This is a genomic window from Hafnia psychrotolerans (assembly GCF_014639435.1).
Taxonomy (GTDB): domain Bacteria; phylum Pseudomonadota; class Gammaproteobacteria; order Enterobacterales; family Enterobacteriaceae; genus Ewingella; species Ewingella psychrotolerans.
Map to the genome: position 1 here is coordinate 220,812 of NZ_BMFZ01000004.1, position 24,811 is coordinate 245,622.

Annotated in this window: 21 protein-coding genes, 2 tRNA genes and 1 CRISPR repeat array (1 of these 24 running past the window's edge); of the genes, 3 read left to right on the top strand and 20 right to left on the bottom strand. The window is 51.0% G+C overall.

From position 1 onward, the window contains the following. A CRISPR array of direct repeats spans positions 1-1,206; the repeat unit is 28 nt; unit sequence TTTCTAAGCTGCCTGTACGGCAGTGAAC (it extends 803 nt beyond the left edge of the window). A 199-nt stretch (positions 1,207-1,405) separates the two neighbouring features. Both IEV89_RS09340 and ubiT read right to left on the bottom strand, forming a co-directional pair. After that, complete coding sequence (locus IEV89_RS09340; protein ID WP_188472808.1) at positions 1,406-1,909, bottom strand: GNAT family N-acetyltransferase; 504 nt, start codon at positions 1,907-1,909, stop codon at positions 1,406-1,408. Further along, positions 1,903-2,424 (bottom strand): ubiquinone anaerobic biosynthesis accessory factor UbiT, encoded by a 522-nt coding sequence (gene ubiT, locus IEV89_RS09345; protein WP_188472810.1) that lies wholly within the window; start codon positions 2,422-2,424, stop codon positions 1,903-1,905. The genes IEV89_RS09340 and ubiT overlap by 7 nt, the downstream gene beginning before the upstream one ends. 314 nt (positions 2,425-2,738) lie before the next feature. On the opposite strand from ubiT, the gene ubiU reads away from it, so the two are divergent. Beyond that, positions 2,739-3,734, top strand: a complete 996-nt coding sequence (gene ubiU, locus IEV89_RS09350) for a ubiquinone anaerobic biosynthesis protein UbiU (protein ID WP_188472812.1) — start codon at positions 2,739-2,741, stop codon at positions 3,732-3,734. 14 nt (positions 3,735-3,748) lie between these two features. Then, positions 3,749-4,627, top strand: a complete 879-nt coding sequence (locus tag IEV89_RS09355) for a U32 family peptidase (protein WP_188472814.1) — start codon at positions 3,749-3,751, stop codon at positions 4,625-4,627. Positions 4,628-4,694: 67 nt separating this feature from the next. On the opposite strand, the gene IEV89_RS09360 is transcribed toward IEV89_RS09355, so the two are convergent. From IEV89_RS09360 to IEV89_RS09370, 3 genes are read right to left on the bottom strand one after another with little or no spacing between them, the layout of a single operon-like run. After that, entirely contained in the window at positions 4,695-5,846 is a 1,152-nt protein-coding gene (locus tag IEV89_RS09360; protein ID WP_188473271.1) for an ABC transporter permease, read from the bottom strand. A gap of 14 nt (positions 5,847-5,860) precedes the next feature. Continuing rightward, positions 5,861-7,009, bottom strand: a complete 1,149-nt coding sequence (locus tag IEV89_RS09365) for an ABC transporter permease (protein WP_188473273.1) — start codon at positions 7,007-7,009, stop codon at positions 5,861-5,863. Between the two features lie 5 nt (positions 7,010-7,014). Then, positions 7,015-7,986: an HlyD family secretion protein gene (locus IEV89_RS09370; protein ID WP_188472817.1), complete on the bottom strand. Its 972-nt coding sequence runs from the start codon at positions 7,984-7,986 to the stop codon at positions 7,015-7,017. Between the two features lie 337 nt (positions 7,987-8,323). On the opposite strand from IEV89_RS09370, the gene IEV89_RS09375 reads away from it, so the two are divergent. Continuing rightward, positions 8,324-9,349: a luciferase-like monooxygenase gene (locus IEV89_RS09375; protein ID WP_188472820.1), complete on the top strand. Its 1,026-nt coding sequence runs from the start codon at positions 8,324-8,326 to the stop codon at positions 9,347-9,349. 89 nt (positions 9,350-9,438) lie between these two features. Here the strand turns inward: IEV89_RS09375 and IEV89_RS09380 are convergent, their stop codons facing one another. The 15 genes from IEV89_RS09380 to folP all read right to left on the bottom strand — a co-directional run bounded on the left by IEV89_RS09380 (position 9,439) and on the right by folP (position 24,790). Beyond that, positions 9,439-11,349: a DEAD/DEAH family ATP-dependent RNA helicase gene (locus IEV89_RS09380; RefSeq protein ID WP_188472822.1), complete on the bottom strand. Its 1,911-nt coding sequence runs from the start codon at positions 11,347-11,349 to the stop codon at positions 9,439-9,441. Next, the gene (yrbN, locus tag IEV89_RS22015) at positions 11,339-11,419 is read right to left on the bottom strand and encodes a protein YrbN (protein WP_096335046.1); all 81 of its coding nucleotides are present in this window, start codon (positions 11,417-11,419) and stop codon (positions 11,339-11,341) included. The genes IEV89_RS09380 and yrbN overlap by 11 nt, the downstream gene beginning before the upstream one ends. Before the next feature lie 115 nt (positions 11,420-11,534). Next, positions 11,535-12,419: a lipoprotein NlpI gene (gene nlpI / locus IEV89_RS09390; RefSeq protein WP_188472824.1), complete on the bottom strand. Its 885-nt coding sequence runs from the start codon at positions 12,417-12,419 to the stop codon at positions 11,535-11,537. A gap of 132 nt (positions 12,420-12,551) precedes the next feature. Next, positions 12,552-14,672: a polyribonucleotide nucleotidyltransferase gene (pnp, locus tag IEV89_RS09395; protein ID WP_188472826.1), complete on the bottom strand. Its 2,121-nt coding sequence runs from the start codon at positions 14,670-14,672 to the stop codon at positions 12,552-12,554. Between the two features lie 267 nt (positions 14,673-14,939). After that, complete coding sequence (gene rpsO / locus IEV89_RS09400; RefSeq protein ID WP_188472828.1) at positions 14,940-15,209, bottom strand: 30S ribosomal protein S15; 270 nt, start codon at positions 15,207-15,209, stop codon at positions 14,940-14,942. Between the two features lie 122 nt (positions 15,210-15,331). Beyond that, positions 15,332-16,276 (bottom strand): tRNA pseudouridine(55) synthase TruB, encoded by a 945-nt coding sequence (gene truB / locus IEV89_RS09405; RefSeq protein ID WP_188472830.1) that lies wholly within the window; start codon positions 16,274-16,276, stop codon positions 15,332-15,334. Next, positions 16,276-16,689 carry a 30S ribosome-binding factor RbfA gene (gene rbfA / locus IEV89_RS09410; protein WP_188472832.1) on the bottom strand — a complete coding sequence of 138 codons (414 nt, stop codon included), beginning with the start codon at positions 16,687-16,689 and terminating at the stop codon, positions 16,276-16,278. Before rbfA ends, truB begins: the two co-directional genes overlap by 1 nt. An 80-nt stretch (positions 16,690-16,769) precedes the next feature. Beyond that, complete coding sequence (gene infB, locus IEV89_RS09415; RefSeq protein ID WP_188472834.1) at positions 16,770-19,460, bottom strand: translation initiation factor IF-2; 2,691 nt, start codon at positions 19,458-19,460, stop codon at positions 16,770-16,772. A 24-nt stretch (positions 19,461-19,484) separates the two neighbouring features. Continuing rightward, on the bottom strand, positions 19,485-20,972 hold the full coding sequence (gene nusA, locus IEV89_RS09420; protein WP_188472837.1) for a transcription termination factor NusA: 1,488 nt from the start codon (positions 20,970-20,972) through the stop codon (positions 19,485-19,487). A 21-nt stretch (positions 20,973-20,993) separates the two neighbouring features. Further along, positions 20,994-21,446 (bottom strand): ribosome maturation factor RimP, encoded by a 453-nt coding sequence (gene rimP, locus IEV89_RS09425; RefSeq protein ID WP_140473274.1) that lies wholly within the window; start codon positions 21,444-21,446, stop codon positions 20,994-20,996. 242 nt (positions 21,447-21,688) lie between these two features. Next, a tRNA-Met gene (locus IEV89_RS09430) sits at positions 21,689-21,765 on the bottom strand. Positions 21,766-21,824: 59 nt separating this feature from the next. After that, a tRNA-Leu gene (locus tag IEV89_RS09435) sits at positions 21,825-21,911 on the bottom strand. A 104-nt stretch (positions 21,912-22,015) separates the two neighbouring features. Next, on the bottom strand, positions 22,016-22,354 hold the full coding sequence (gene secG / locus IEV89_RS09440; RefSeq protein WP_188472838.1) for a preprotein translocase subunit SecG: 339 nt from the start codon (positions 22,352-22,354) through the stop codon (positions 22,016-22,018). A 253-nt stretch (positions 22,355-22,607) separates the two neighbouring features. Continuing rightward, positions 22,608-23,948, bottom strand: coding sequence for a phosphoglucosamine mutase (gene glmM / locus IEV89_RS09445; RefSeq protein WP_188472841.1), 1,341 nt, complete (start codon positions 23,946-23,948; stop codon positions 22,608-22,610). Further along, the gene (gene folP, locus IEV89_RS09450; protein ID WP_188472842.1) at positions 23,945-24,790 is read right to left on the bottom strand and encodes a dihydropteroate synthase; all 846 of its coding nucleotides are present in this window, start codon (positions 24,788-24,790) and stop codon (positions 23,945-23,947) included. The genes glmM and folP overlap by 4 nt, the downstream gene beginning before the upstream one ends. Between the last annotated feature and the right edge of the window lie 21 nt (positions 24,791-24,811).

The window sequence follows — 24,811 nt, forward strand, 5'->3', positions numbered from 1 at the left end:
TGAACGGTGAGCCAAAGGAAGTGAAGGTCGGCGATAATTTCTAAGCTGCCTGTACGGCAGTGAACTGAACAGTCGCCGGTGTTCGATGCCGCTGACCTTTCTAAGCTGCCTGTACGGCAGTGAACGTGCGGCCAGTGTTGAGGGCGATTTCTTTGTCTTTCTAAGCTGCCTGTACGGCAGTGAACACGTTATGACGCAGGCGCGCACGTACGGTATTTTTCTAAGCTGCCTGTACGGCAGTGAACCTGATCCGTAGAGCCATGCAGTCAAGCAGCACTTTCTAAGCTGCCTGTACGGCAGTGAACAAGCCAGCATACAGCGGCTGAGCTTTCGATGATTTCTAAGCTGCCTGTACGGCAGTGAACCTTAGTGAATGAACGCCACTGTTCCGCTGTATTTTCTAAGCTGCCTGTACGGCAGTGAACTTGGCTCATCCCTTCCTCCCAGCGCGCAGATTTTTCTAAGCTGCCTGTACGGCAGTGAACGGTATTCTCATCACGATGTGCTTTGTCGCGCATTTCTAAGCTGCCTGTACGGCAGTGAACTCTTCATGATCCGCAGCACTGGATGATTCGATTTTCTAAGCTGCCTGTACGGCAGTGAACGTCCGGCGATGCGCGGGTGTCCGGCAATGCGTTTTCTAAGCTGCCTGTACGGCAGTGAACACCTTCTGCAAACTGTTAGCTGTGAATTTCTTTTTCTAAGCTGCCTGTACGGCAGTGAACAGCACTTGAGCCTCGCCCTGCATTGTCACAAGTTTCTAAGCTGCCTGTACGGCAGTGAACAGGAGAGGACATTTAAGCAGAAATCTTCCTGCTTTCTAAGCTGCCTGTACGGCAGTGAACGCTGCGCGGAGATGCAACGAAGAACTTCACCATTTCTAAGCTGCCTGTACGGCAGTGAACATTCTCAGAGCCTATAGGTCCAATGGTTATATTTTCTAAGCTGCCTGTACGGCAGTGAACTGATGCGCGAAACCGAGTGCCGCCCATTGCCATTTCTAAGCTGCCTGTACGGCAGTGAACGCGTCGTCGCCGCTACCCCAACAATGCAGGCCTTTCTAAGCTGCCTGTACGGCAGTGAACACACTCCGCATTATTCTAGTGCTAACTATTCTTTTCTAAGCTGCCTGTACGGCAGTGAGTGCGCCGATCTGCGCCTCCGTTTTTCCCTCGGCGTTTCTAAGCTGCCTGTACGGCAGTGAACGGTTGAAAAATACACTGATTCCCTGTGTTATTAAAGTCCTGCGATGGTTTTAGTGGATAAACCCTTTTTTCAGGCAGATATTGATCTCTATAAATATCAATGTGTTGATACCGGTGAAAAAAAGAGGGTTCGAACGGCGGAATACTGGCGACAAAAAAGCGGAGAGAGCTCCGCTTAGGTTTTATGGGTGAAGCTCACATCAGAACCGATGAAACGCAGCCGGAAAAGTGACTTCGCCGTGGGCATCAGTCAGGGCATCGTCGGTCAGTGTGTAGAGCTGGAAGGCGGCTTCGGTGCCCGGCCAGCGGCAGTGAAGATCGTGGGCGGCGGCAGGTTTGAAGCCGAAACGGCCGAAGTAGGCAGGGTCGCCGAGCACAACCACAGCGGCGTAGCCGAATTCATTGAGGGAATCCAGCCCTTCGTAGATAAGCTTCTCGCCCAGCCCCTGACGGCGCAGGGATTCGTCGACGGCCAACGGTGCCAGCCCGACCCAGTTGCGGTCTTCGCCTTTGATGTCTACCGGGCAAAATGCGACGTAACCGACAACACTTCCTTCATCGTCCGTCGCCACGACGCCAAGCGTCAGCAACCCGTCTTCACGCAGCTCTTTGACCAGATCGGCTTCATCGCCACTCGGAAACGCATTGCGCAATAAGCGGTCGATGCCCGCTGCATCAATGGGGATTTCAGTACGAATTAACATGTCTGCACTACCGGAGCCACAGGCTCGCGGTCCTCCTGTAAACCGGCTTCGATAAAATCTGCCAGACGCATCAGACCACTTTTCAGCAGAACCGGCATGCTGTCCAGATCAATGGCGTCCATAAGATTTTTTACGTTCAGGCCAAGTTCCGTGTCGCCTTCAATACGCAGGCGACGCTGGAAGAATAACGTGTCAGGATCTTGTTTGCGGGCGGCGATCAGCACCAGGTCATTGGCGTTACCGCTGAAGCTGACGTCTGCTTCGCCGTGCTCACGAATTTGCAGCTTGCCCTCTTCGACGCTCATCAGCCAGCTTAGGTTGAGATCACTGACCTCAATTTTTAACCAGCGATCTTCGAGAAAATCGAGTTCACCTTCAGCCAGCGCCTGACGGAACTGCCAGCTCAGCACTTGCTGCAAAACCTGACGCTGTAGTGCAAAAGGCGTGAATTTTAATGGCACACTCAGTAGGGATGGCCCCTGACGCACCATACGTGCTCGTAGTTTTTGCAACACTGGCACTACTCCTTTCGGTAACTTTTCGAAAACTGATTCGGTCAAGATATGCGCCCTATTTTGCCACATCACCCGTTTAGTGCAGCGGCCTGCATCAATAAATACTGCAACAGAAAGAATGCACACACAACCTCCCGCTAAGGCATCCCTCGGTCAACTCGGCATAAACTGCCTCAAATCAAAATATTGGATTGATAGCTTCACTAAAATAGTCGGCCAGTAAAAGGTTCCCTGATGAATGATTTACGTCAGCGGATCCTCCCCTTTTCATTCTTGCCGGCGCGGTTATTACCGGTTAAAGCCAGGAACAGACGATGGAGTTACTTTGCCCGGCGGGCAATTTGCCTGCGTTAAAAGCGGCGATTGATAATGGAGCCGATGCGGTTTATATCGGCTTAAAAGATGATACCAATGCCCGCCACTTTGCCGGTCTGAACTTTACTGAGAAGAAATTGCAGGAGGCGGCAAATTATGTCCACCGCCACCGCCGTAAGCTGCATATTGCCATCAATACGTTTGCTCATCCGGATGGTTATCAACGCTGGGAGCGCGCCGTAGACATGGCGGCGCAGCTCGGTGCTGATGCACTGATCCTCGCTGATATTGCCATGCTTGAGTACGCCGCGACCCGCTATCCGCACGTCGAACGCCATGTCTCGGTGCAGGCGTCGGCGACCAATGACGAAGCTATTCGTTTTTATCAGCGCAATTTTGACGTCGCCCGCGTGGTGCTGCCGCGCGTGCTGTCAATGCATCAAGTTCGTCAACTGTCGCGCAGCAGCGTGGTGCCACTGGAAGTGTTTGCGTTCGGCAGCCTGTGCATTATGGCCGAAGGACGCTGCTACCTGTCTTCTTATCTGACGGGTGAGTCCCCTAATACGGTCGGTGCCTGTTCTCCGGCGCGATTTGTGCGCTGGCAGCAAACACCGCAAGGGATGGAGTCGCGTCTGAATGACGTGCTGATTGACCGCTATGACGAAGGCGAGAATGCCGGGTATCCGACATTGTGCAAAGGCCGCTATCTGGTCGATGGTGCCAAATATCACGCGCTGGAAGAACCTACCAGCCTGAATACGCTGGAGCTGCTACCGGAATTATTCGCTGCCAATATTGCCTCGGTGAAAATCGAAGGCCGTCAGCGCAGCCCGGCTTATGTCAGCCAGGTAACGCGCGTCTGGCGAGCTGCTATTGACCGTTTTATGGCCGATCCGCAGGGTTTCACCACGGATGCAGAGTGGATGAAACAGTTGGGTTCTATGTCGGAAGGTACGCAAACCACACTTGGCGCGTATCATCGTAAATGGCAGTGATCGCAGGAAAAATGATGAAATACTCTTTAGGCGCCATTCTCTATTATTGGCCAAAAGCCGACGTTGAGGCCTTTTATCAGGCCGCCGCCAGCAGCAGCGCGGATGTGATTTATCTCGGGGAGAACGTCTGTACCAAACGGCGCGAGATGAAGGTTAATGACTGGATGGAGATCGCCCGTCAGTTGGCGGCCAGCGGCAAACAAGTGGTGTTATCAACGCTGGCGTTGTTGCAGGCACCGTCTGAGTTGAATGAGCTGAGACGCTATGTCGAGAACGGCGAGTTTGTTATCGAGGCCAATGATTTTGGTGCCATCAATATGGCGGCGGAGCGCAATCTGCCGTTTGTGGTCGGCCATGCGCTCAACTGTTATAACGCAGTGACGCTGAAGATCCTGCAAAAACAAGGGATGACACGCTGGTGTATGCCGGTCGAGTTGTCCCGCGACTGGCTGGTCAATCTGCTGAAACAGTGCGAAGAGCTGGGTATCCGCGATAAATTCGAGGTGGAGGTGTTGTCTTACGGCCATCTGCCACTCGCCTATTCCGCACGCTGTTTTACCGCACGTTCAGAAGATAGGGCGAAGGACGATTGCGAGACGTGCTGCATCAAGTATCCGCAGGGCCGCAAAGTGCTGTCACAGGAAAACCAGCAGGTGTTCGTGCTCAACGGTATTCAGACCCAGAGCGGCTATTGTTACAATCTCGGGAATGAGATGACGTCAATGGAGGGTTGGGTGGATATCGTAAGGCTATCGCCAGAAAGTCAGGAAACACTGAAGGTATTGGAAGCATTTCGCACTAATGAGCGCGGCTTAATCCCACTCAGCCTGACCGACAAAACCGACTGCAACGGCTACTGGCAGCGCGTCGCCGGGTTGGAATTGGTGCGCTAGTTTCGGCTAATCGAGTTTTGGCTAATTAAGGGCAGATGCCTGCCCTTATATTTAGCGTTTCATCATCTCAGTCATTCTTCAGCGATTTTCCGCGATACAGCAGGCTGCGCAAGCGGCCGCTATCACGCAGTATTCCCAGCCCAATCCCCAGCACGGTATAAACCGCTCCGAGCAGGAGCAGCATCAGCATGTCGCTGCCCACTTCACTGAACGGCAGCCCCATCTGGTTCACTCCAGCGATAGCTTTGGTTGCCCAGGTCGAGGGGAGCATTGACGAGATGGCCCGTACCCAGTCAGGCATCGCCTGCAGTGGCCAAAGGGTTCCGGAGATATAAAACACTGGCATGGTAATAAAAGAGAGCGTCAGGTAGATCATCTCCACGCTGCGCAGACACTCCGTCACCAGTTTTCCCAACCCGAGAACCGCCAGCAGGAAAGGGAACGTCAGCATGATGATCTCAGGAATGCTTGCTGTTTGCCGATAGCCCAATACCCACGGCCATAAAACAAACAGGACAATCGACAAAAACAGCCAGATGGGAATTAACGCCGATAACCCGCCGAGAAACACCGGAATGCCGGGTTTACCGTCAGGCGCACTGTTGAGCGTAATGTTGACTCGCACACTGGCGATCAACAAAGAGTGCTGTAACAGCATCACCAGCAGGCCAGGGAAGATGATCGCTGCAAAACTGATACCTGGGTTGAACAAGTCCAGGGTCTGGCCGACGATCGGGGTGATCAATACGTTGGCCTGTTTGGCAGTAAAACCGCTACGCATCAGAATTTCTGTGTTGTATTGCATGAGGATCGACTGATAGGCCGCCACCACATCTTGTTGGATCTGGCCGTTCGCCAGCCGGTTGGTGGCATCGCCATACACTGGGATCACCATATCCTGACCGGCGAGGATTTTCTTCTCCAGATCAACCGGCATGATGATCACAGCAAACAGTTTTCGCCAGGCCAGGTCTTGTTGCGCCTCATCAACACTGTCGTAGCTGTTGATTTTGATCTTCGACGTCGCATCCAACTGACGGATCAACAGGCGGCTGGCGCTGCTGTGGTCCTGATCAATCACCGCTACCGGCAAGTCCCACACCGTGCGGTTAGCGTATACCGTGCTCATGACACATAGGGAGAGCAGTAGCATCATCCACATCGGTTTGTCGAGCATGCCAGTCAGCACTTTGCTGAAGGTTTTCCAGTAGGTTTGCAACCATTGGCGCGTCGTCATTTTCCCAGCTCCTGTTTTTTCAGTCGCTGGTATAAACGCTTATGGACCAGCAGGCCGGTGAGCATTGGGTAAATCAGCAAAATAGCGCAAACGCTAAAGATGGCACGGGCAGGAACCTGCCGCAGGAAGATATCAAACATGGCGTAAAGCGCGTGTGTCAGGGGTTCAATGTTGGAAATGATACGGGCAGGCCAAGGCATCGAGAGCTCGGGAACCGCCATACCCGAGAAGGTCAGCGCGATACCCACGAAAATCCCCATCATGGTATACGCAGTGATGGTGGTTCGGGTAAACGTAAACAACAGCAACCCGATGCTCTGCGCGGCGATCACATAAAAGAAGCCGATCAAAACCATAAACAACGGATTACCACTGACCCGTGCATCAAAGAAGCCAACCAGCATGGCAATTTCTACCATCAGCAAGGTGGTAAAGCACAGAGTATAAGGCGCCAGTTTTCCTAGCAGAGCGAAGGTAAACGAAGGTGCGCTTAGCAGCGACTGACTTCGGGCCATCACGTAGATCATGCAGGTAACGGTAAAGAGTTGGATCAGGTGGATCATGGCGGCAAATTGCTGGTAGTAAATGTAGCTGCCACTGGCGTTGAACAGGCTGCCATAAGAGAGCTCAACGCTGGCCAGAGGCGGCACTTTCTTGCCAATTTCATTAGCAATGATCGACCGATATTGAGCATTGAGTTCAGTCATCAGCCCACTGAAGTCCTGCGTTGAATACAGACCAGCGCCGTAAAACAGGGCGTTGTAGTAGAGCACTACGCTGGGCTGTTTACCTGCGAGGGCATCCGCTTCAAAGTCTGGCGGAATGTAGAGCAATGCGTAGTCCTGCGCGGTGCGCAGCCGGTGCTCAGCTTCCTGCAAACCTCCATCAAAGGTCTGTACATGGGCGTGCGAACCGGCATCAAGTTTTCGGGTTAGGGTTTTCGACAACGTGCTGTGGTCGTTATCGACCACCGATACCGGAAGGTCCAGTAGCGTTCCTTCCGAGAAGTTACTGCTGATGAGAATAAATAGCAGCAAGGGAAATATCCAACCCAGCCAATGGATCACCGGTTGACGAAAAGCATGATGCGTTTCCCGGGTAAAAGAACGTGAGAAGCATCGCCAGCTGGCTTTAATTCGGTACATTGCCACTACTCTTTCCAGTTCCACAAGGCGCTCATTCCCTGCCTTAAATTGGGAATAGGTTTGAATGGATAGAGACGGACTTCAAACGTTTTTAGGTCAAAGTCGCCGGTAGCACGGGTGGCACGCTTGGTGGCGTAATCCCCAAGCGGAGCGATGTAGCGCACTTCGGCTTCGATCATTTGGTTGTTCAGCGCCGGAACACGGATCTGGACTTTGTCACCTTTGTGCACACCTGCCAGAATATTTTCCCGCAGATTGAAAACAAAATAGGCATCGGGAAGACGGATCAGAGTTAAGAGCGGGCTGGATGCACTTTGCAACTCCCCGACTTCCACCGGGATCGGCCCCACTTCACCATCAATGGGCGCTTTCACTTGCAAGTCATCAGTCTGAACTTTGACTTCCAGCAGTTCTTCCTCGGCTTTCCGCAGTTGGGCAGCATAGCTTTCACGCTGCTCAGCGCGATCCCCATTAATGCCTTCATCCAGATTGGCTTTCGCCACTAACACCTGTTGATAGGCACTGTCGCGCGCACGACGGGAGTCCTCTAAATCTGACGCCGAGATAAAACCTTTAACGGCCACCTTGGCGTTACGATTATATTCATCGCGGGCATTCCTATATTCGGCCTGCGCCTGCGCAAGTGTGGCCTTCAGGTTGCGAATGCCTTCTTCGCGGGTTCCATTGACTGACAAATCCAGCTGCGCTTTGGCTTGGTCGCGTACAGCTTCCAGCGAACGCAGTTGTGCCATCAGTTCAGGGCTGTCGAGAGTGATCAGAAGCTGTCCGGCTTTGACATCATCACCGCGCTCAACATGACGCTCAATGACGCGGCCTTTCGCTTTGGACGCGACGATAACTTCAGGGGCATCAACTTCACCCTGCAATAAGAGAGCCTGGCTATTTGCGCGGAAAAGAACCGCCAGTGAAATAGCCACGGCGACCAGCAGTAGGGTCAATAATATTCTTTTACTCATGGGATTCGCTTCCTTTATGACTGCCAGCAGTACCGCTCAGCCCGCTTGGGGTTGGTGCGGAACGTTGGCATTTCCTTTTTCCATTGTGCCTGGTCCCTGGCCACCTGCTTCATTGGAAGAGCAGGCATGATAATGGGATGCAGAGAGGCTTTTTTAACACGAAACAGCATATCCGTTAAAATTATAAATCAAACGGTAAATAGTCATGCAGATTAGCACTCCTGGTAGCCCAGAGCACAAATCAAGTATTCAGCTCAAATTTATTGGGTGATACTTACCTGTATAATTAGCGGGCGAATAAGTTTGCCCCTCACCCATTAACGAGTGAGTGATCATCATGTCTGAAAAAATAACCGTTCCTCTCTCCGTGCTGGATCTGGCACCGGTACCACAGGGTTCTTCGCCGAAGGAGGCTTTCCACTCATCTCTGGCGTTAGCTCAACACGCTGAAAAGTGGGGCTATAAGCGTTATTGGATGGCAGAACATCACAACATGACCGGCATCGCCAGTGCCGCGACGTCGGTTCTGCTTGGGTTTATCGCCGGTGGCACCAAAACGATTCGCGTGGGTTCGGGTGGCGTTATGCTGCCTAACCACTCACCGCTGGTGATTGCAGAGCAATTCGGTACGTTGGCAACGCTCTATCCTGACCGTGTGGACTTGGGTCTTGGCCGCGCACCGGGTACCGATCAACGCACCATGATCGCCCTGCGCCGTCATCTCTCCGGCGAAGTCGATAACTTCCCGCAGGATGTGCAGGAACTGCAGCACTATTTTGCCGATGTACAGCCGGGTCAGCCGGTGCAGGCCGTACCGGGTCAGGGTTTACATGTGCCTTTATGGTTACTGGGCTCAAGCCTGTACAGCGCACAGCTCGCCGCAGCGCTGGGCCTGCCGTTTGCTTTTGCGTCACATTTTGCACCAGACATGTTGGAGCAAGCGCTGGCGATTTATCGCCGCCAGTTCAAGCCATCGGAACAATTGCAAAAAGCACACGCTATGGTCTGTATCAATGCAATTGCCGCCGATACTGACGAAGAAGCTCGCCGCATGTTTACGTCCAATCAGCAGCAGTTCATCAATCTGCGTCGAGGCAATCCAGGTAAACTGCCCGCGCCTGTCGATAATATAGAAAGCCTGTGGTCTGCATCAGAACGCTTTGGGGTTGATCAGGCGCTACGGCTGTCGGTGGTGGGTAAGAAAGAGACAGTACGTGCAGGTCTGCAAAAGATACTCCGTGACACCGAAGCGGATGAATTGATGATCAACGGCCAGATTTTCGATCAGCAGGCGCGGCTGTATTCGTTCGACATTGTCTCTCAGTTGCAAGGCGATTTAGTGAAAGAGCAACGTATCAGCTAAAGACGTCGGTAAATGACAGACGAAAAAAAACCAGCCGGTGAAGGCTGGTTTTTTATTATCTACACTTTCGTAAACCGAAGTGCGATAAATTATGCGTCAGTAGTACGGCGTGGTGTACGACGTTCGCCAGCAGGAGCAGAAGCACCGCCTTCACGACGTTCAGCAGGACGACCACGGCCACCTTCACGACGTTCGCCGCTGAAAGTTCGTGGTGGCGCGCCGTTACCACGGCGTTCGCCGCCAGCACCGGCAGGACGTTCACGACGTGCGGCTTGTGGTTGTGCATCGCCCAGCAACTGCATGTTCATCGGCTTATTCAGGATACGAGTACGGGTGAAATGAGACAGAATCTCGCCCGGCATACCTTTCGGCAACTCGATGGTTGAATGCGAAGAGAACAGCTTGATGTTGCCGATATAACGGCTGCTGATATCGCCTTCGTTAGCAATGGCGCCAACGATGTGACGAACTTCAACACCGTCATCGCGACCCACTTCGATGCGATACAGTTCCATCTCACCGGCATCACGACGTTCACGACGTGGTGCGCCATCACGAGAAGCTGCGCCATCACGTGCAGGACGGTCACCATCACGAGATGGACGACGATCATTACGATCACCGCGATCACTACGCTCGTCGAAATCACGACGCGGCGGACGGCTTTTGAAAGCTTGATCAGCAGGAACGATCAATGGACGTTCGCCCTGTGCCATTTTCAGCAGCGCAGCAGCCAGCGTTTCGATGTCCAGCGCTTCTGCAGGTTGCAGTTTTGCCAGCAACGCACGGTATTGATCCAAATCGCTGCTTTCCAGTTGTAGCTGAACTTTTGCAGCAAACTTAGCAAGACGACGCTCACCCAGTACATCTGCAGTAGGAATTTCAACTTCTGGAATAGTCAGTTTCATGGTGCGTTCAATGTTACGCAACAGACGACGCTCACGGTTCTCAACGAACAATAACGCACGACCCGCACGACCTGCACGACCGGTACGGCCGATACGGTGAACGTAGGATTCTGAGTCCATCGGGATGTCGTAGTTGACAACCAGGCTGATGCGTTCAACATCGAGGCCACGTGCTGCCACGTCGGTTGCGATCAGAATATCCAGACGACCATCTTTCAGACGTTCCAGAGTCTGCTCACGCAGGGACTGGTTCATGTCACCGTTCAACGCTGCACTGTTGTAGCCGCTACGTTCAAGCGCTTCAGCCACTTCCAGTGTTGCGTTTTTGGTACGCACGAAAATAATCGCCGCATCAAAATCTTCAGACTCAAGGAAACGCACCAACGCTTCGTTTTTACGCAGACCATGAACAGACCAGTAGCTCTGGCTGATGTCCGGACGAGTAGTGACGCTAGATTGAATGCGAACTTCCTGCGGATCTTTCATGAAACGACGAGTAATACGACGGATAGCTTCCGGCATAGTGGCAGAGAACAGCGCGGTCTGATGGTCAGCCGGGATCTGCGCCATGATGGTTTCAACGTCTTCGATGAAGCCCATACGCAGCATTTCATCGGCTTCATCCAGCACCAAACCGCTCAAGTTAGAGAGATTCAGGGTGCCGCGTTTCAGGTGGTCCAGCAGACGGCCTGGGGTACCCACAACAATTTGTGGACCCTGACGCAGTGCGCGCAGTTGGACGTCATAGCGCTGGCCACCGTAAAGGGCAACCACATTCACGCCATGCAAATGTTTAGCGAAATCAGTACAAGCTTCAGCAACCTGAACGGCCAGTTCACGGGTTGGAGCCAATACCAGAATCTGTGGAGCCTTCAAATCAGGCTTAATGTTGTGCAGCAGTGGCAGCGCGAAGGCCGCAGTTTTACCAGAACCGGTTTGTGCCATACCCAATACGTCACGACCATTTAACAGGTGCGGGATACATTCGGCTTGGATCGGTGATGGTTTTTCGTAGCCCAGATCGGTCAGGGCGGCAATGATAGGAGCAGACAGCCCCAGGTCAGCAAAAGAGGTTTCAAGCTCAGTAGTCATGTACACGTGCCTCATTAATAATGGCAGCCAGTCTACATAACTCGTCGAGAAAATTTTCAGTCATTTTCATTGAAAAGTGTGAACCGGCTCAAATTAGATTATAAAACGAACAAAAAAACCCTCGCCCGTTAAGGCGCTTAAAAATGGTTAAACCATGATTTAAGAGGGCTGATTGGTGTCGTCAGCTATTGCTGGTCCGATTCTGATAGGTCGTCTTGCTCTTGGCCTAATAGCGCCAATTCCAACAATGCATAGCGGTGCTCAACAAAGTTATGAACGTTGTTAGCTACCGTCAGTTTGAACAGTGCTAAGGCGCTGTTCTTGTCCCCCAGACTTAGGTAATGTTTACCTAAATAGAAGTCAGTTTCACTGAGATGCTCAGCGAGCGAAGTGTTATCCGTTGCTTCCGCCTTTAGGCGTTCCATCAGCGTTGCCTCGCTGATCTTACCCAGGTAGAATTCGACGATATTCCATCCCCATTGCCCTCTATCCGCTTTGTCATAACGCTGTTGTAGCGCTATGTCGGCATTCTTCGGATTGATTTCTCGCTCCGCAAGATAAAGCCATAAAGAACGGAAGGGATCATTTGGATCGTCTCGATAAAACGCCTGCAGATCATCCTGCGCTAACGAGAATCTCCCACCGTAATACAGTGCGATACCTCGATTCAAACGCGCGTAGTTGTAAGTTGGATCAAGCTCTAGTACAGAATCAAACGCTTCATAGGCGGCATCAAAGTTGCCGGCCTGCGTTAAGTAAATCCCCAGGTAGTTAAAAACTTCTGGCATATCAGGACGTATAGACAGCGCTTGAGAGAAATCGTTCCGCGCTAATGCTCTAAGTCCGAGGCTATCATACAGCACACCGCGCTCATATAATAGCTGTGCACGTTCATCATCAGTCAGCGCTCTGCTGGCAAGGATTTGTTCCATACGCGCCAAGATAACTTCCTGCTGCAACGTAGGTTGCAACGGGACAGCCAGAACTTCGTTTTTACGCCAATCATGGTTGCTGCATCCTGCCAACATAAGTGCTGTCGCAACATAACACCAGCGCAAGAAAGGCTTCATTTCTACTCCCGAAGACGAACATTGGATTAACTTCCTGTCATCCGGCTGCTTAACACAAACGCATCCTGCGCTCGTGATACGAACAGTTCCCTGCCTGACGACAGGGAACTGTAAAACTTCCGTTACAGAAATTTATTCTGCTGAAGGTTCAGCTGTTTCGCTTTGGCTCGGCGCTACAGCATCTTTCATGCTCAAGCGTACACGCCCTTGGCGATCAACCTCAACAACTTTAACCGGAACTTCCTGACCCATCTGGAGGTAATCAGTCACTTTATCAACGCGCTTGTCGGCAATTTGAGAAATATGAACCAAACCTTCTTTACCGCCACCAATGGCAACAAATGCGCCAAAGTCTACGATACGGGTCACTTTACCTTGATAGATACGGCCAACTTCAACTTCAGCAGTGATCTCTTCGATGCGGCGGATAGCGTACTTCGCTTTCTCACAATCGGTTGCCGCGATTTTAACGGTACCATCATCTTCGATTTCTATGGTGGTGCCGGTTTCTTCAGTCAACGCACGGATAACAGAACCACCTTTACCGATCACGTCCTTGATTTTGTCCGGGCTGATCTTGATGGTGTGAATACGTGGTGCAAACTGAGAGATGTCGCCACGCGGTGTGCTGATAGCCTGTTCCATCACGCCCAGAATGTGCAGACGCGCACCCTTAGCCTGATTCAGTGCAACCTGCATGATTTCGCGGGTAATGCCTTCAATCTTGATGTCCATCTGCAGCGCGGTAATACCATCACGGCTACCTGCTACTTTGAAGTCCATGTCACCCAGATGATCTTCGTCACCCAGAATGTCAGAAAGAACGACAAAACTCTCGCCTTCTTTAACCAGGCCCATTGCGATACCGGCAACAGCGGCTTTAATTGGCACGCCTGCATCCATAAGAGCCAGAGATGCGCCACAAACAGAAGCCATAGAAGATGAACCGTTAGATTCGGTGATTTCAGATACCACACGTACTGTGTATGGGAAATCTTCTGGTTTTGGCATCATCGCCAACACACCACGTTTCGCCAGACGACCATGACCAATTTCACGGCGTTTAGGCGAACCAACCATCCCAGTCTCACCAACGCAGGATGGAGGGAAGTTGTAGTGGAAAAGGAAGCTGTCAGACTTTTCACCCATCAGCTCATCCAGGTTCTGCGCGTCACGTGCAGTCCCCAGAGTAGCAGTCACCAACGCCTGAGTTTCACCACGGGTGAACAGTGCTGAACCGTGGGTACGTGGCAGAACGCCAGTACGCACGTCCAAACCACGGATCATGTCTTTTTCACGACCATCGATACGCGGCTCGCCACGGAGAACTCGGCTACGTACTACGTTCTTCTCAATGTTGCCCAGCAAGTCAGAGATCTCGCCAGCATTCAGTGTTTCATCTTCAGCTTGCAGGGTTTGAACCACTTCAGCTTTGATAACGTTGATCTGAGTATAACGCTCTTGTTTGTCAGTGATCAGATATGCATCACCTAAACGAGACTCTGCCAGTGCTGCAACACGAGCATTCAGCTCAGCGTTGACAACTTCAGGTTTCCAATCCCATTTCGCTTTACCGACTTCAGCAACCAGAGAGTTGATGTTATCAATAACGATTTGTTGTTGTTCGTGACCGAACACCACAGCACCCAGCATCTGATCTTCGCTCAACACATCAGCTTCAGACTCAACCATCAGTACCGCACCTTGGGTACCGGCAACCACCAGATCCAGGCTACTGGTTTTCAGCTCATCTGCCGTCGGGTTCAGAACGTACTGACCGTTGATGTAACCTACACGTGCTGAACCAATTGGACCACTGAATGGAATGCCAGACAGGCTCAGTGCAGCAGAAGCGCCGATCATCGCAACGATGTCAGGGTTTACTTGTGGGTTCAGGGAAACGACAGTCGCAATCACCTGAACTTCATTCAGAAAACCTTCTGGGAACAGAGGACGAATTGGACGGTCAATCAGACGGGAAGTCAGGGTTTCGCCTTCACTTGGACGGCCTTCACGACGGAAGAAGCTGCCCGGGATACGACCAGCAGCATAAGTACGCTCCTGATAGTTAACCGTCAAAGGGAAGAAGCTTTGGCCTGGCTTGGCTTTTTTCTGGCCAACAACAGTAACGAATACTGCGGTGTCGTCCATGCTCACCATAACCGCTGCGGTTGCCTGGCGAGCCATCATGCCGGTTTCCAGCGTGACAGTGTGTTGACCGTATTGGAATTTACGAATAGTCGGATTAAGCAATGTAATATCCTTTCATTGGACGCGCAGCTGTTATGACAGCAGTTCACGCCAGTAAATATCAGAACTTCTCACTACATTCTCGCGACTAATGACAATCCTTATTTCTCTCAGTGGAAATAAAGTCTCTCATTAGCCGCGCGAACCTATGTAACGGAAGATCGCGTAAAAATAATTTCTATAAAAACAGCAGTACTACAGTAACCTGATTTACAGTCGCTTCCTAGAATAAAGGGGCCAATTGGCCCCTTTACACTGAAACTCGCTAGATTAGCGACGCAGACCCAGACGCTCGATCAGGCTGGTATAACGTGCTACATCTTTACTCTTCAGGTAATCAAGCAATTTACGACGCTGAGAAACCATACGCAGCAGACCACGACGGCTGTGGTGATCTTTTTTGTGTTCTGCGAAGTGACCTTGCAGATGGTTAATTTGAGCAGTCAGCAGAGCAACCTGAACTTCGGAAGAACCACTGTCGTTAGTGCCACGACCGAAGTCTGCAACGATTTGAGCTTTAGCTTCAACGCTTAGAGACATAATCATACTCCAAAATATTATAGACAATTAAATAGGTGCCGATCTCTAATTCAGCTACCCAGTACATAAGCCGCGCTATTCTACTCTTTGCATTATACGATCGCAAGATGGACAGAACGGGCTTACTCGGTGTATTCAACCACCAAACGACGCGGCGCAACGCGGCCATCATCGTCAATCTCACCAACGCCGATAAACTTACGCTCTTCGCCCTCGGTGATGCGCACCATGCCTGACGTTGGAGCACCCGAAGCCTGAACCGGTTGCCCCTGCTTCACGTATCCAGCCACGACAGGTAAAAGATTCACTTCAGGGAAGTCCTCACAGGCACTGTCCATAGGTAATAGCAGAGGATCCAGCAACTGACGCGGCTCAATGCCTTCAACTTCCGCCTGTGCGATCAACTCATGCAGTTTCTCCATCGTCACCATCCTTTCGGCAGGATAGGTCGCCACCTGAATACGACGAAGATAGATAACGTGCGCCCCGCAGCCGAGCTTCTCACCCAGATCATCCACAATTGTGCGGATATAAGTCCCCTTTGAGCAGTGTATTTCCAGCTCAACTTCAACCCCTTCCCAGCGAATGAATTTCAGTTCATAGACAGTGATAGGGCGGGACTCGCGCGGGACTTCGATGCCCTGACGAGCGTACTCGTACAGTTTTTTCCCTTCATATTTTAACGCTGAATACATTGAAGGGACCTGCTGAGTTTCTCCGCGAAAACTCCCCAATGCGTCATCAAGTTGCAGTTGTGTAAAGTCGACGTCGCGCTCAGAGATAATCTGACCTTCCGCATCAGAAGTATCCGTGCGTTGTCCCATGCGGGCGACGACCAAATAACGTTTATCTGAATCTAACAGGAAGCGGGAAAACTTAGTGGCTTCGCCCAAACAGAGTGGCAACATACCGGTGGCCAGAGGATCAAGCGCACCAGTGTGTCCTGCTCGGTTAGCATTATAAAGCCGTTTTACTTTTTGCAGTGCATCGTTAGAGGACAGTCCAAGAGACTTGTCCAATAACAGTACGCCGTGGATATCACGGCCGCGGCGACGTGGGCGACTCATTATACTTCCTCGTCGTCGCCTGCAGCTGAACGACGTTCAGCATCATTCTTCACGACGTTAGTCACCAGGTTGGACATACGCATGCCTTCAACTAATGAGTTGTCGTAAGCAAAAGTCAGCTCAGGAACAACACGAAGACGCATCGCTTTACCCACTAGAGTACGAATGAAACCAGACGCATCCTGCAAAGCTCTGATGCCATTTTTAACACGATCAGGATCGTGATTATCGGTGGTCAGCACATCAAGAAAAGTCACGAAAACTTTGGCATATGCCAGGTCACGGGACACTTCAACACCAGAAACGGTAGCCATACCAACACGTGGGTCTTTCACTTCACGTTGTAAAATAATGGCGATTTCTTTTTGCATCTCCTGAGAGACGCGTTGGGTACGGCTAAATTCTTTTGCCATGATAGAACTCCTTCAGACAATTTCCAGACAAAGAGGGGGGCTCAAGGCCCCCCAACTGGATATAAGCGACGTCGCTGAGATTATGCGATGGTGCGTTTGATCTCGATGATTTCGAAGACTTCGATCACATCGCCAGCACGCACATCGTTATAGTTCTTCACGCCGATACCACATTCCATGCCGTTACGAACTTCAGCAACGTCATCTTTGAAGCGGCGCAGGGATTCCAGCTCGCCTTCGTAGATCACCACGTTGTCACGCAGTACACGGATTGGATTGTTACGCTTAATCATACCTTCAGTAACCATACAGCCGGCAATTGCGCCGAATTTCGGTGACTTGAACACATCACGAACTTCAGCCAGACCGATGATTTGCTGTTTGTATTCTGGCGCTAACATACCGCTCATTGCCTGTTTAACTTCGTCAATCAGGTTATAGATAACGGAATAGTAACGCAGATCCAGGCTCTCATTCTCGACAACACGACGTGCTGACGCATCAGCACGAACGTTGAAGCCGAGGATAATAGCACGTGAAGCCGCTGCCAGAGTTGCGTCGGTTTCGGTGATACCACCTACGCCCATGCCAACAATCTTGACTTTAACTTCGTCAGTTGACAGAGCCTGCAATGCGTCAGAAATCGCTTCGCAAGAACCCTGCACGTCAGATTTCAGCACGATGTTAAGTTCAGAAACTTCACCTTCGGTCATGTTAGCAAACATGTTTTCCAGTTTAGATTTCTGCTGGCGAGCCAGTTTCACTTCGCGGAATTTACCCTGACGGTAAAGCGCAACTTCGCGCGCTTTTTTCTCATCACGTACAACGGTAACTTCATCACCCGCAGCAGGAACGCTGGAAAGACCCAACACTTCCACCGGGATAGAAGGACCTGCAGACATAATGTCACGGCCCATTTCATCACGCATTGCACGAACGCGGCCGTATTCGAAGCCACAAAGAATGATATCGCCTTTGTTCAGAGTCCCTTCCTGAACCAACACGGTAGCAACCGGACCACGACCTTTATCAAGGAAGGATTCAATCACTACGCCGTTTGCCATACCGCTGCGAACCGCTTTCAGTTCCAGAACTTCAGCTTGCAGCAGGATTGCGTTCAACAGTTCATCAATACCCGTGCCCGCTTTCGCAGATACATGGATGAACTGAGACTCGCCGCCCCACTCTTCCGGCATAACACCGTACTGAGAGAGTTCGGTACGAACGCGATCTGGATCAGCGTCAGGCTTATCAATTTTGTTAACGGCAACCACGATTGGCACACCAGCAGCTTTCGCATGCTGTACGGCTTCGATGGTTTGTGGCATCACGCCATCATCGGCTGAAACAACCAGAACTACGATGTCTGTCGCCTTGGCACCACGAGCACGCATTGAAGTAAATGCGGCGTGTCCCGGTGTATCCAGGAAGGTGATCATGCCGTTTTCAGTTTCAACGTGATAAGCACCAATGTGCTGTGTAATACCACCGGCTTCGCCCGCTGCCACTTTCGTTGAACGAATGTAGTCGAGCAGAGAAGTTTTACCATGGTCAACGTGGCCCATGATGGTCACTACCGGAGCACGAGACTCAGCGGCGGTTGACGCACCCGTGTCACGGTCACTCATCAGCGCTTCTTCCAGTTCGTTTTCACGGCGCAGGATGACTTTATGACCCATCTCTTCAGCAACCAGCTGAGCGGTTTCTTGATCAATAACCTGGTTGATGGTGGCCATCGCACCCAGTTTCATCATGGTTTTGATGACCTGAGAGCCTTTAACGGCCATTTTGTTAGCAAGTTCAGCCACGGTAATGGTTTCACCCACTACGACGTCGCGATTCACTGCTGCAACTGGCTTGTTGAAGCTCTGTTGCAACGTGCTTGGCTTACGTTTGCCTTTACGACCAACTGCACGCGCTTCTTCGCGATCTGCTTTAGATTCAGACAGTTTATTGCCTTTCTTCTGCTTGGTCGCTTTGCCACCGCGGGTACGGCTGCGACGTTCGCCTTCAACTTTGGCGTCATTTTCGTCTTCAGCAGCACGGGCATGTGTAGAAGTGGTGACATGATAGTCAGCAGATTCGGATTCACTTGGCGCAACAACTTCAGTCCAAACGCCAGAGTCAGCCATTTTACGGGCCTCTTCTGCAATGCGTTTAGCATTTTCTTCCAGTTTGCGTTGGGCTTCTTCTTCCGTTTTGCGTTTCAGCTCTGCGGCTTCAGCTTCACGGCGTGCTTTATCTGCCTGAGCTGGTTTGATTGCTTCATCTGTATGTTGATTTGTCACTTTGTCTTTTTCCGCTTGTTCGCGCTTAGCTTTTTCAGCGGCCTCACGTTTGGCTTGCTCTTCGGCGGCGCGCTTCGCTTTTTCCTGAGCTTCGCGCTGGGCTTGCTCCGCTGCTATTGCACGCTGTGCCTGTTCTTCCGCTTCACGCTTCGCCTGCTCTTCCGCTTCGGCCTGAGCAACTTCTGCTTCGGTCATATCACGTTTAACATAAGTGCGTTTCTTGCGGACTTCGATTTGCACCGATTTACTCTTCCCGCCGGTGCTCGGAATGTTCAGTGTACTACGCGTTTTGCGTTGTAACGTCAGCTTGTTTGGTACACTTCCGTTTCCACGGTTCAAGTGTGCCAGCAATGTCTCTTTTTCTTGCTGGGTGACAGAGTCAGCTTCCGACTTGTCGATCCCTGCATCAGCAAATTGCTGTACCAGGCGATCAACCGGAGTTTGAATCTCTGCTGCCAGCGATTTTACGGTTACATCTGTCATGCTGTTCCTTCCTGCTACAGTTTATTACGCATTGTCGCCAAACCAGCAGATATTGCGTGCGGCCATGATAAGTTCGCCAGCCTGTTCGTCGCTAAGACCTTCAATATCTGCCAGATCGTCAACACCTTGCTCGGCAAGATCTTCCAGCGTACAAACCCCTTGTGCAGCCAGTTTAAATGCCATACTACGTTCCAGACCCGCCAGGTTAAGCAAATCATCAGCAGGCTTACTGTCGCCGAGACTTTCTTCCTGAGCCAAAGCCAGGGTAGTCAATGCTTCTTTCGCACGTTCGCGCAGCGCATCTACCGTGTCTTCGTCCAGACCATCGATTTCGAGCAATTCTTTCATTGGCACGTAAGCCAATTCTTCAAGCGTTGAGAAACCTTCCTCTACCAAGACGGTGGCGAAATCTTCATCGATAGCCAGATACTTGGTGAAAGTTGCGATAGCGGCATGTGCCTCGGCCTGATGTTTGGCCTGCAGGTCATCCGCAGTCATAACGTTTAATTCCCAGCCGCTTAACTGAGAGGCTAAACGTACGTTCTGACCATTACGGCCAATCGCCTGTGCCAGGTTGCTGGCTTCAACGGCGACATCCATTGTGTGCTTGTCTTCATCAACGACGATAGATGCCACATCGGCAGGTGCCATGGCGTTGATGACAAACTGTGCAGGATTATCGTCCCATAATACGATATCAATGCGCTCGCCACCTAATTCGCTGGAAACAGCCTGAACTCGGGCACCACGCATACCGACACAAGCACCGACTGGGTCGATACGTTTGTCGTTGGTTTTGACAGCAATTTTAGCACGTGAACCCGGATCGCGGGCAGCGGCTTTAATTTCAATCAACTCTTCACCAATTTCCGGTACTTCAATGCGGAACAGCTCGATCAGCATCTCATTACGTGAACGGCTGACGAAAAGCTGAGCACCGCGAGCTTCCGGGCGCACATCATAAAGCACACCGCGAATACGGTCACCAGAACGGAAATTCTCACGTGGGAGCATATCTTCGCGCAGGATAACAGCTTCAGCATTGCTGCCTAAGTCGAGAGCGATACTGTCACGGTTAACTTTCTTAACGATACCAGTAACGATCTCACCTTGCTGTTCGCGGAACTGCTCAACAACCATTGCGCGTTCGGCTTCACGTACTTTCTGTACGATAACCTGCTTAGCGGTTTGAGTCGTGATACGGTCGAAAGTCACAGATTCAATCTGATCTTCGATGTAATCACCCAATTCGATAGACGGATCTTCGTATTGAGCAGCTTCGATGGTGATTTCACGGGTCGGTTGCGTGACTTCGCTTACAGCAACCCAACGGCGGAAGGTGTCAAAGTCACCGGTTTTACGATCGATTGTGACCCGGACTTCAATTTCCTGTTCGTACTTTTTCTTAGTCGCTGTTGATAACGCAGTTTCCAGCGCCTCAAAAATCTTCTCGCGCGGGAGGGATTTTTCATTAGAAACCGCTTCTACAACAGCCAGAATCTCTTTGTTCATCCTAGTTGCCTCATCCAAACTTTAAAAGTGGGGTACCAGATTCGCTTTCTGGATGTTGCTCAGCGCGAACACTTCATCTTTGCCTTCCACAGTAACCGTGATCATTTCGCCTTCGACAGCTTTGATTATTCCCTGCCATTTACGACGGTTCTGCATCGCCATTCGCAATACTACGCTCACCTCTTCACCGAGAAAACGTTGGTAATGTTCAGCGGTAAACATCGGACGGTCGAGCCCAGGAGATGAAACTTCCAGGTTGTATGCCACGGTCACCGGGTCTTCGACATCCAGTACCGCACTAACCTGGTGGCTGACATCAGCACAATTATCAACTGTGATTCCGTCGTCACTATCAATATAGATGCGTAGCGTCGATTGGCGAGCTCTCACGAACTCGATACCTACCAGCTCAAAGCCCAAGGCTTCAACCGGTGCTGAAATCATCTCTGTTAATTTTTGTTCTAATGTGGACAAGCCCACCCCCAAGACATAAAAAAAGGGCCTAATAGCCCAATGATTTTGTTGCCAGTTCTTATTGTAAAACAATAAAAAACCCCGATAAATCGGGGCTTTATGAAACTGGACCCTGTTTGCCGCATAGCGGCTTCGGTTCAACTTTCGAAAGTGTTATTTTCAAATTGAAGCTTTCAAACGGAAGCTACAGAACATCATAGGAAGATACTGAAAGTCTATTTGAAATAAACACTTAGGGAAAGTGGTTGCGGGGGCCGGATTTGAACCGACGACCTTCGGGTTATGAGCCCGACGAGCTACCAGGCTGCTCCACCCCGCGTCCGAAAACGTGGCAAATACTACGCCGATAATTGCTCGAAAGCAAGTTATCACAAAGATTGGTACCGAGGACGGGACTTGAACCCGTAAGCCCATTCGGGCACTACCACCTCAAGGTAGCGTGTCTACCAATTCCACCACCTCGGCACTTTTTTTTTCACAATCGCTTTTACTGTCCAAGTATAAGCAATTGATTGAAAAGCTTACTTCCACTTCTTAGCGAGAACAGTCACATATTATAAAGCTACAGATTAGTGAGGAACATCACTGTTTGGCGCTGGAGGCGCTACTGGTGCTGTAGTCGTCTGCCTAGTTTTCGCTGGCTGACCTAAATTTTCCCACTCACTACCTTGTTGGCCCTTATGTGTACTCATATTTCCAAGGACCAAACTGATCACAAAGAAAAGCGCCGCTAAAACAGCTGTCGTACGGGTCATGAAGTTACTGGAACCACTCGAACCGAACACTGTGCCAGAAGCACCTGCTCCGAAAGAGGCTCCCATATCAGCACCTTTACCTTGTTGCAGCATAACCAGAGCGACAAGCCCGATAGCCACGATAAGGAAAATCACCAGAAGAGCTTCGTACATAGGAGTACCTGTATCCTTGCGGGTTCACCGCGTAACAATTGCTTCTCACCAATTTAGTGGTTTTTCAACGACCCACTGAAGCGGGTGTGAATACTAACCAAAGCCGTATGGTGACGCAAGAGCAATTTGAAGAGGATTGTTTGTTTGCGGAAAAAAACGCCAAAAGCACTGTAACTGCCGTGTCAGGATCAATTCTGGGGCCTTTTTGGCGCTGAAAAGGCCCACACAAATTAACCGCCGATTTTATAACCGACTATATCTTTGACGTTTTGACAGCATCAGCGATGCGGTTAGCGAGCATCTCGACGAGTGCGCCATCTTCGCCTTCCACCATGACTCTAATGAGTGGCTCAGTGCCTGATTTACGCAACAGTACCCTACCGCGTCCGGCCAGTTGTTTCTCGACCTCTGCGGTGACCTGTTTTACCGCTTCGGTTTCGAGCGGATCGTGATCGCCACTAAAATGTACGTTTACCAGAATTTGCGGCAGCAATTTCATGCCACTGCACAGATCCTGCAGGCTCATGTGATTGCGCACCATCGCGGTCAGAACTTGTAAACCTGCGACAATACCGTCCCCGGTCGTCGTTTTGTCCAACAGGATCACGTGACCAGAGTTCTCGGCCCCAATGCGCCAGCCCTTCTCCTGCATTTTTTCAAGCACATAACGGTCACCGACCTTAGCACGGACAAATGGAATACCCAGCTGTTTCAGCGCAAGTTCCAGACCCATATTACTCATTAGCGTACCGACAGCTCCACCCTTGAGCTGTCCCTGACGCAGCCCCTCACGGGCAATAATATAGAGAATTTGATCCCCATCGACTTTGTTACCCTCATGGTCAACCATGATCAAACGGTCGCCATCACCATCAAATGCAAGGCCCACATGCGCTTTTTCAGCCAACACGCGTTGTTGCAACTGACGAACATCAGTAGCACCACACTCTTCATTGATGTTCATACCGTCTGGCTCACAGCCAATCGCAATCACTTGGGCACCCAGTTCTCGTAGCACGCTTGGCGCTATGTGGTAGGTGGCGCCGTTGGCGCAATCAACCACAATTTTCAGACTATTAAGATTCAGTTCACTTGGGAAAGAACCTTTACAAAATTCGATATAGCGCCCTGCTGCATCGACGATACGACTGGCTTTTCCTAATTCCGCAGACTCCACGCAGGTCAGCGGTTTCTCCATTTCAGCTTCAATCGCCTCTTCGACATTATCGGGCAATTTAGTGCCATCAATAGTGAAGAATTTGATGCCGTTGTCGTAATAAGGGTTGTGTGATGCAGAGATAACAATGCCGGCCTCTGCACGGAAAGTACGTGTCAGATATGCCACCGCAGGCGTTGGCATCGGACCCGTGAAAGAAGCTGAAAGCCCCGCAGCAGCCAGGCCGGCCTCCAATGCCGATTCCAGCATATAGCCTGAAATACGTGTGTCTTTGCCGATGATCACTTTGCGGGAACCGTGGCGCGCCAGTACCTTGCCCGCCGCCCAACCGAGTTTTAATACAAAATCTGGCGTGATCGGGCTATCACCTACTTTGCCGCGAATGCCATCTGTACCAAAATATTTACGGTTGCTCATAATTTATCTTCATCCCTTGCTGAAAGTGTTGCCTCGACAATGCGCATCGCCTCGACGGTTTCTTTTACATCATGCACTCTGATTATCTGCACGCCCTGCATCGCAGCAATGACCGCGCAAGCTATGCTGCCCGTAATCCGCTGTTCAGGCGGAACGCTTAATAGCTGTCCTATCATAGACTTTCTCGACATCCCCGCCAGTAATGGCAGGCCAAAATGGTGGAATTCTGCCAGTCGGGCAAGAAGCTGATAATTATGGGTCAAATTTTTACCGAAACCGAAGCCCGGGTCGAGCAACAATTTATTTTTAGGAATCCCGGCACCCATACAGCGTGAAATTTGCTCACTAAAGTAGGTATTCACCTCGTGAATCAGGTTCTCATAATGCGGAGCATGTTGCATATTTTTCGGCTGCCCCTGCATGTGCATCAAACATACAGGTAAACCCGTTGAGGCCGCTGCAGCCAGCGCACCAGGCTCTTGTAATGAGCGGATATCATTGATCAAATGAGCCCCAGCGTTGGCGGTTTCCAGGATCACTGCAGCTTTCGAGGTATCCACCGAGATCCATACATCCATTCGACGGCTGATCGCTTCAACAACAGGAACGACTCTTTCAATCTCCTCATCTTCACTGACTTCAGCGGCTCCCGGACGAGTTGATTCACCACCAATATCCAAAATAGTGGCCCCAGCGTCGACCATCGTCTGCGCATGTTTTAATGCAAGATCGAGACGATTATGACGTCCACCGTCGGAAAATGAGTCCGGAGTCACATTGAGGATCCCCATAACCTGCGGGAAAGTGAGGTCGAGTGAAACGCCCCTGGAAGTAAGCTGCATGCGGGATTCCTGTCTATCGGA

What these genes read in the sequence shown, in the direction of transcription:
- IEV89_RS09340 (WP_188472808.1), bottom strand. Translation starts at nt 1,909, where the DNA reads ATGTTAATTCGTACTGAAATCCCCATTGATGCAGCGGGCATCGACCGC.
- ubiU (WP_188472812.1), top strand. Translation starts at nt 2,739, where the DNA reads ATGGAGTTACTTTGCCCGGCGGGCAATTTGCCTGCGTTAAAAGCGGCG.
- IEV89_RS09355 (WP_188472814.1), top strand. Translation starts at nt 3,749, where the DNA reads ATGAAATACTCTTTAGGCGCCATTCTCTATTATTGGCCAAAAGCCGAC.
- IEV89_RS09365 (WP_188473273.1), bottom strand. Translation starts at nt 7,009, where the DNA reads ATGTACCGAATTAAAGCCAGCTGGCGATGCTTCTCACGTTCTTTTACC.
- IEV89_RS09370 (WP_188472817.1), bottom strand. Translation starts at nt 7,986, where the DNA reads ATGAGTAAAAGAATATTATTGACCCTACTGCTGGTCGCCGTGGCTATT.
- IEV89_RS09375 (WP_188472820.1), top strand. Translation starts at nt 8,324, where the DNA reads ATGTCTGAAAAAATAACCGTTCCTCTCTCCGTGCTGGATCTGGCACCG.
- IEV89_RS09380 (WP_188472822.1), bottom strand. Translation starts at nt 11,349, where the DNA reads ATGACTACTGAGCTTGAAACCTCTTTTGCTGACCTGGGGCTGTCTGCT.
- yrbN (WP_096335046.1), bottom strand. Translation starts at nt 11,419, where the DNA reads ATGAAAATGACTGAAAATTTTCTCGACGAGTTATGTAGACTGGCTGCC.
- nlpI (WP_188472824.1), bottom strand. Translation starts at nt 12,419, where the DNA reads ATGAAGCCTTTCTTGCGCTGGTGTTATGTTGCGACAGCACTTATGTTG.
- rpsO (WP_188472828.1), bottom strand. Translation starts at nt 15,209, where the DNA reads ATGTCTCTAAGCGTTGAAGCTAAAGCTCAAATCGTTGCAGACTTCGGT.
- truB (WP_188472830.1), bottom strand. Translation starts at nt 16,276, where the DNA reads ATGAGTCGCCCACGTCGCCGCGGCCGTGATATCCACGGCGTACTGTTA.
- rbfA (WP_188472832.1), bottom strand. Translation starts at nt 16,689, where the DNA reads ATGGCAAAAGAATTTAGCCGTACCCAACGCGTCTCTCAGGAGATGCAA.
- infB (WP_188472834.1), bottom strand. Translation starts at nt 19,460, where the DNA reads ATGACAGATGTAACCGTAAAATCGCTGGCAGCAGAGATTCAAACTCCG.
- nusA (WP_188472837.1), bottom strand. Translation starts at nt 20,972, where the DNA reads ATGAACAAAGAGATTCTGGCTGTTGTAGAAGCGGTTTCTAATGAAAAA.
- secG (WP_188472838.1), bottom strand. Translation starts at nt 22,354, where the DNA reads ATGTACGAAGCTCTTCTGGTGATTTTCCTTATCGTGGCTATCGGGCTT.
- glmM (WP_188472841.1), bottom strand. Translation starts at nt 23,948, where the DNA reads ATGAGCAACCGTAAATATTTTGGTACAGATGGCATTCGCGGCAAAGTA.
- folP (WP_188472842.1), bottom strand. Translation starts at nt 24,790, where the DNA reads ATGCAGCTTACTTCCAGGGGCGTTTCACTCGACCTCACTTTCCCGCAG.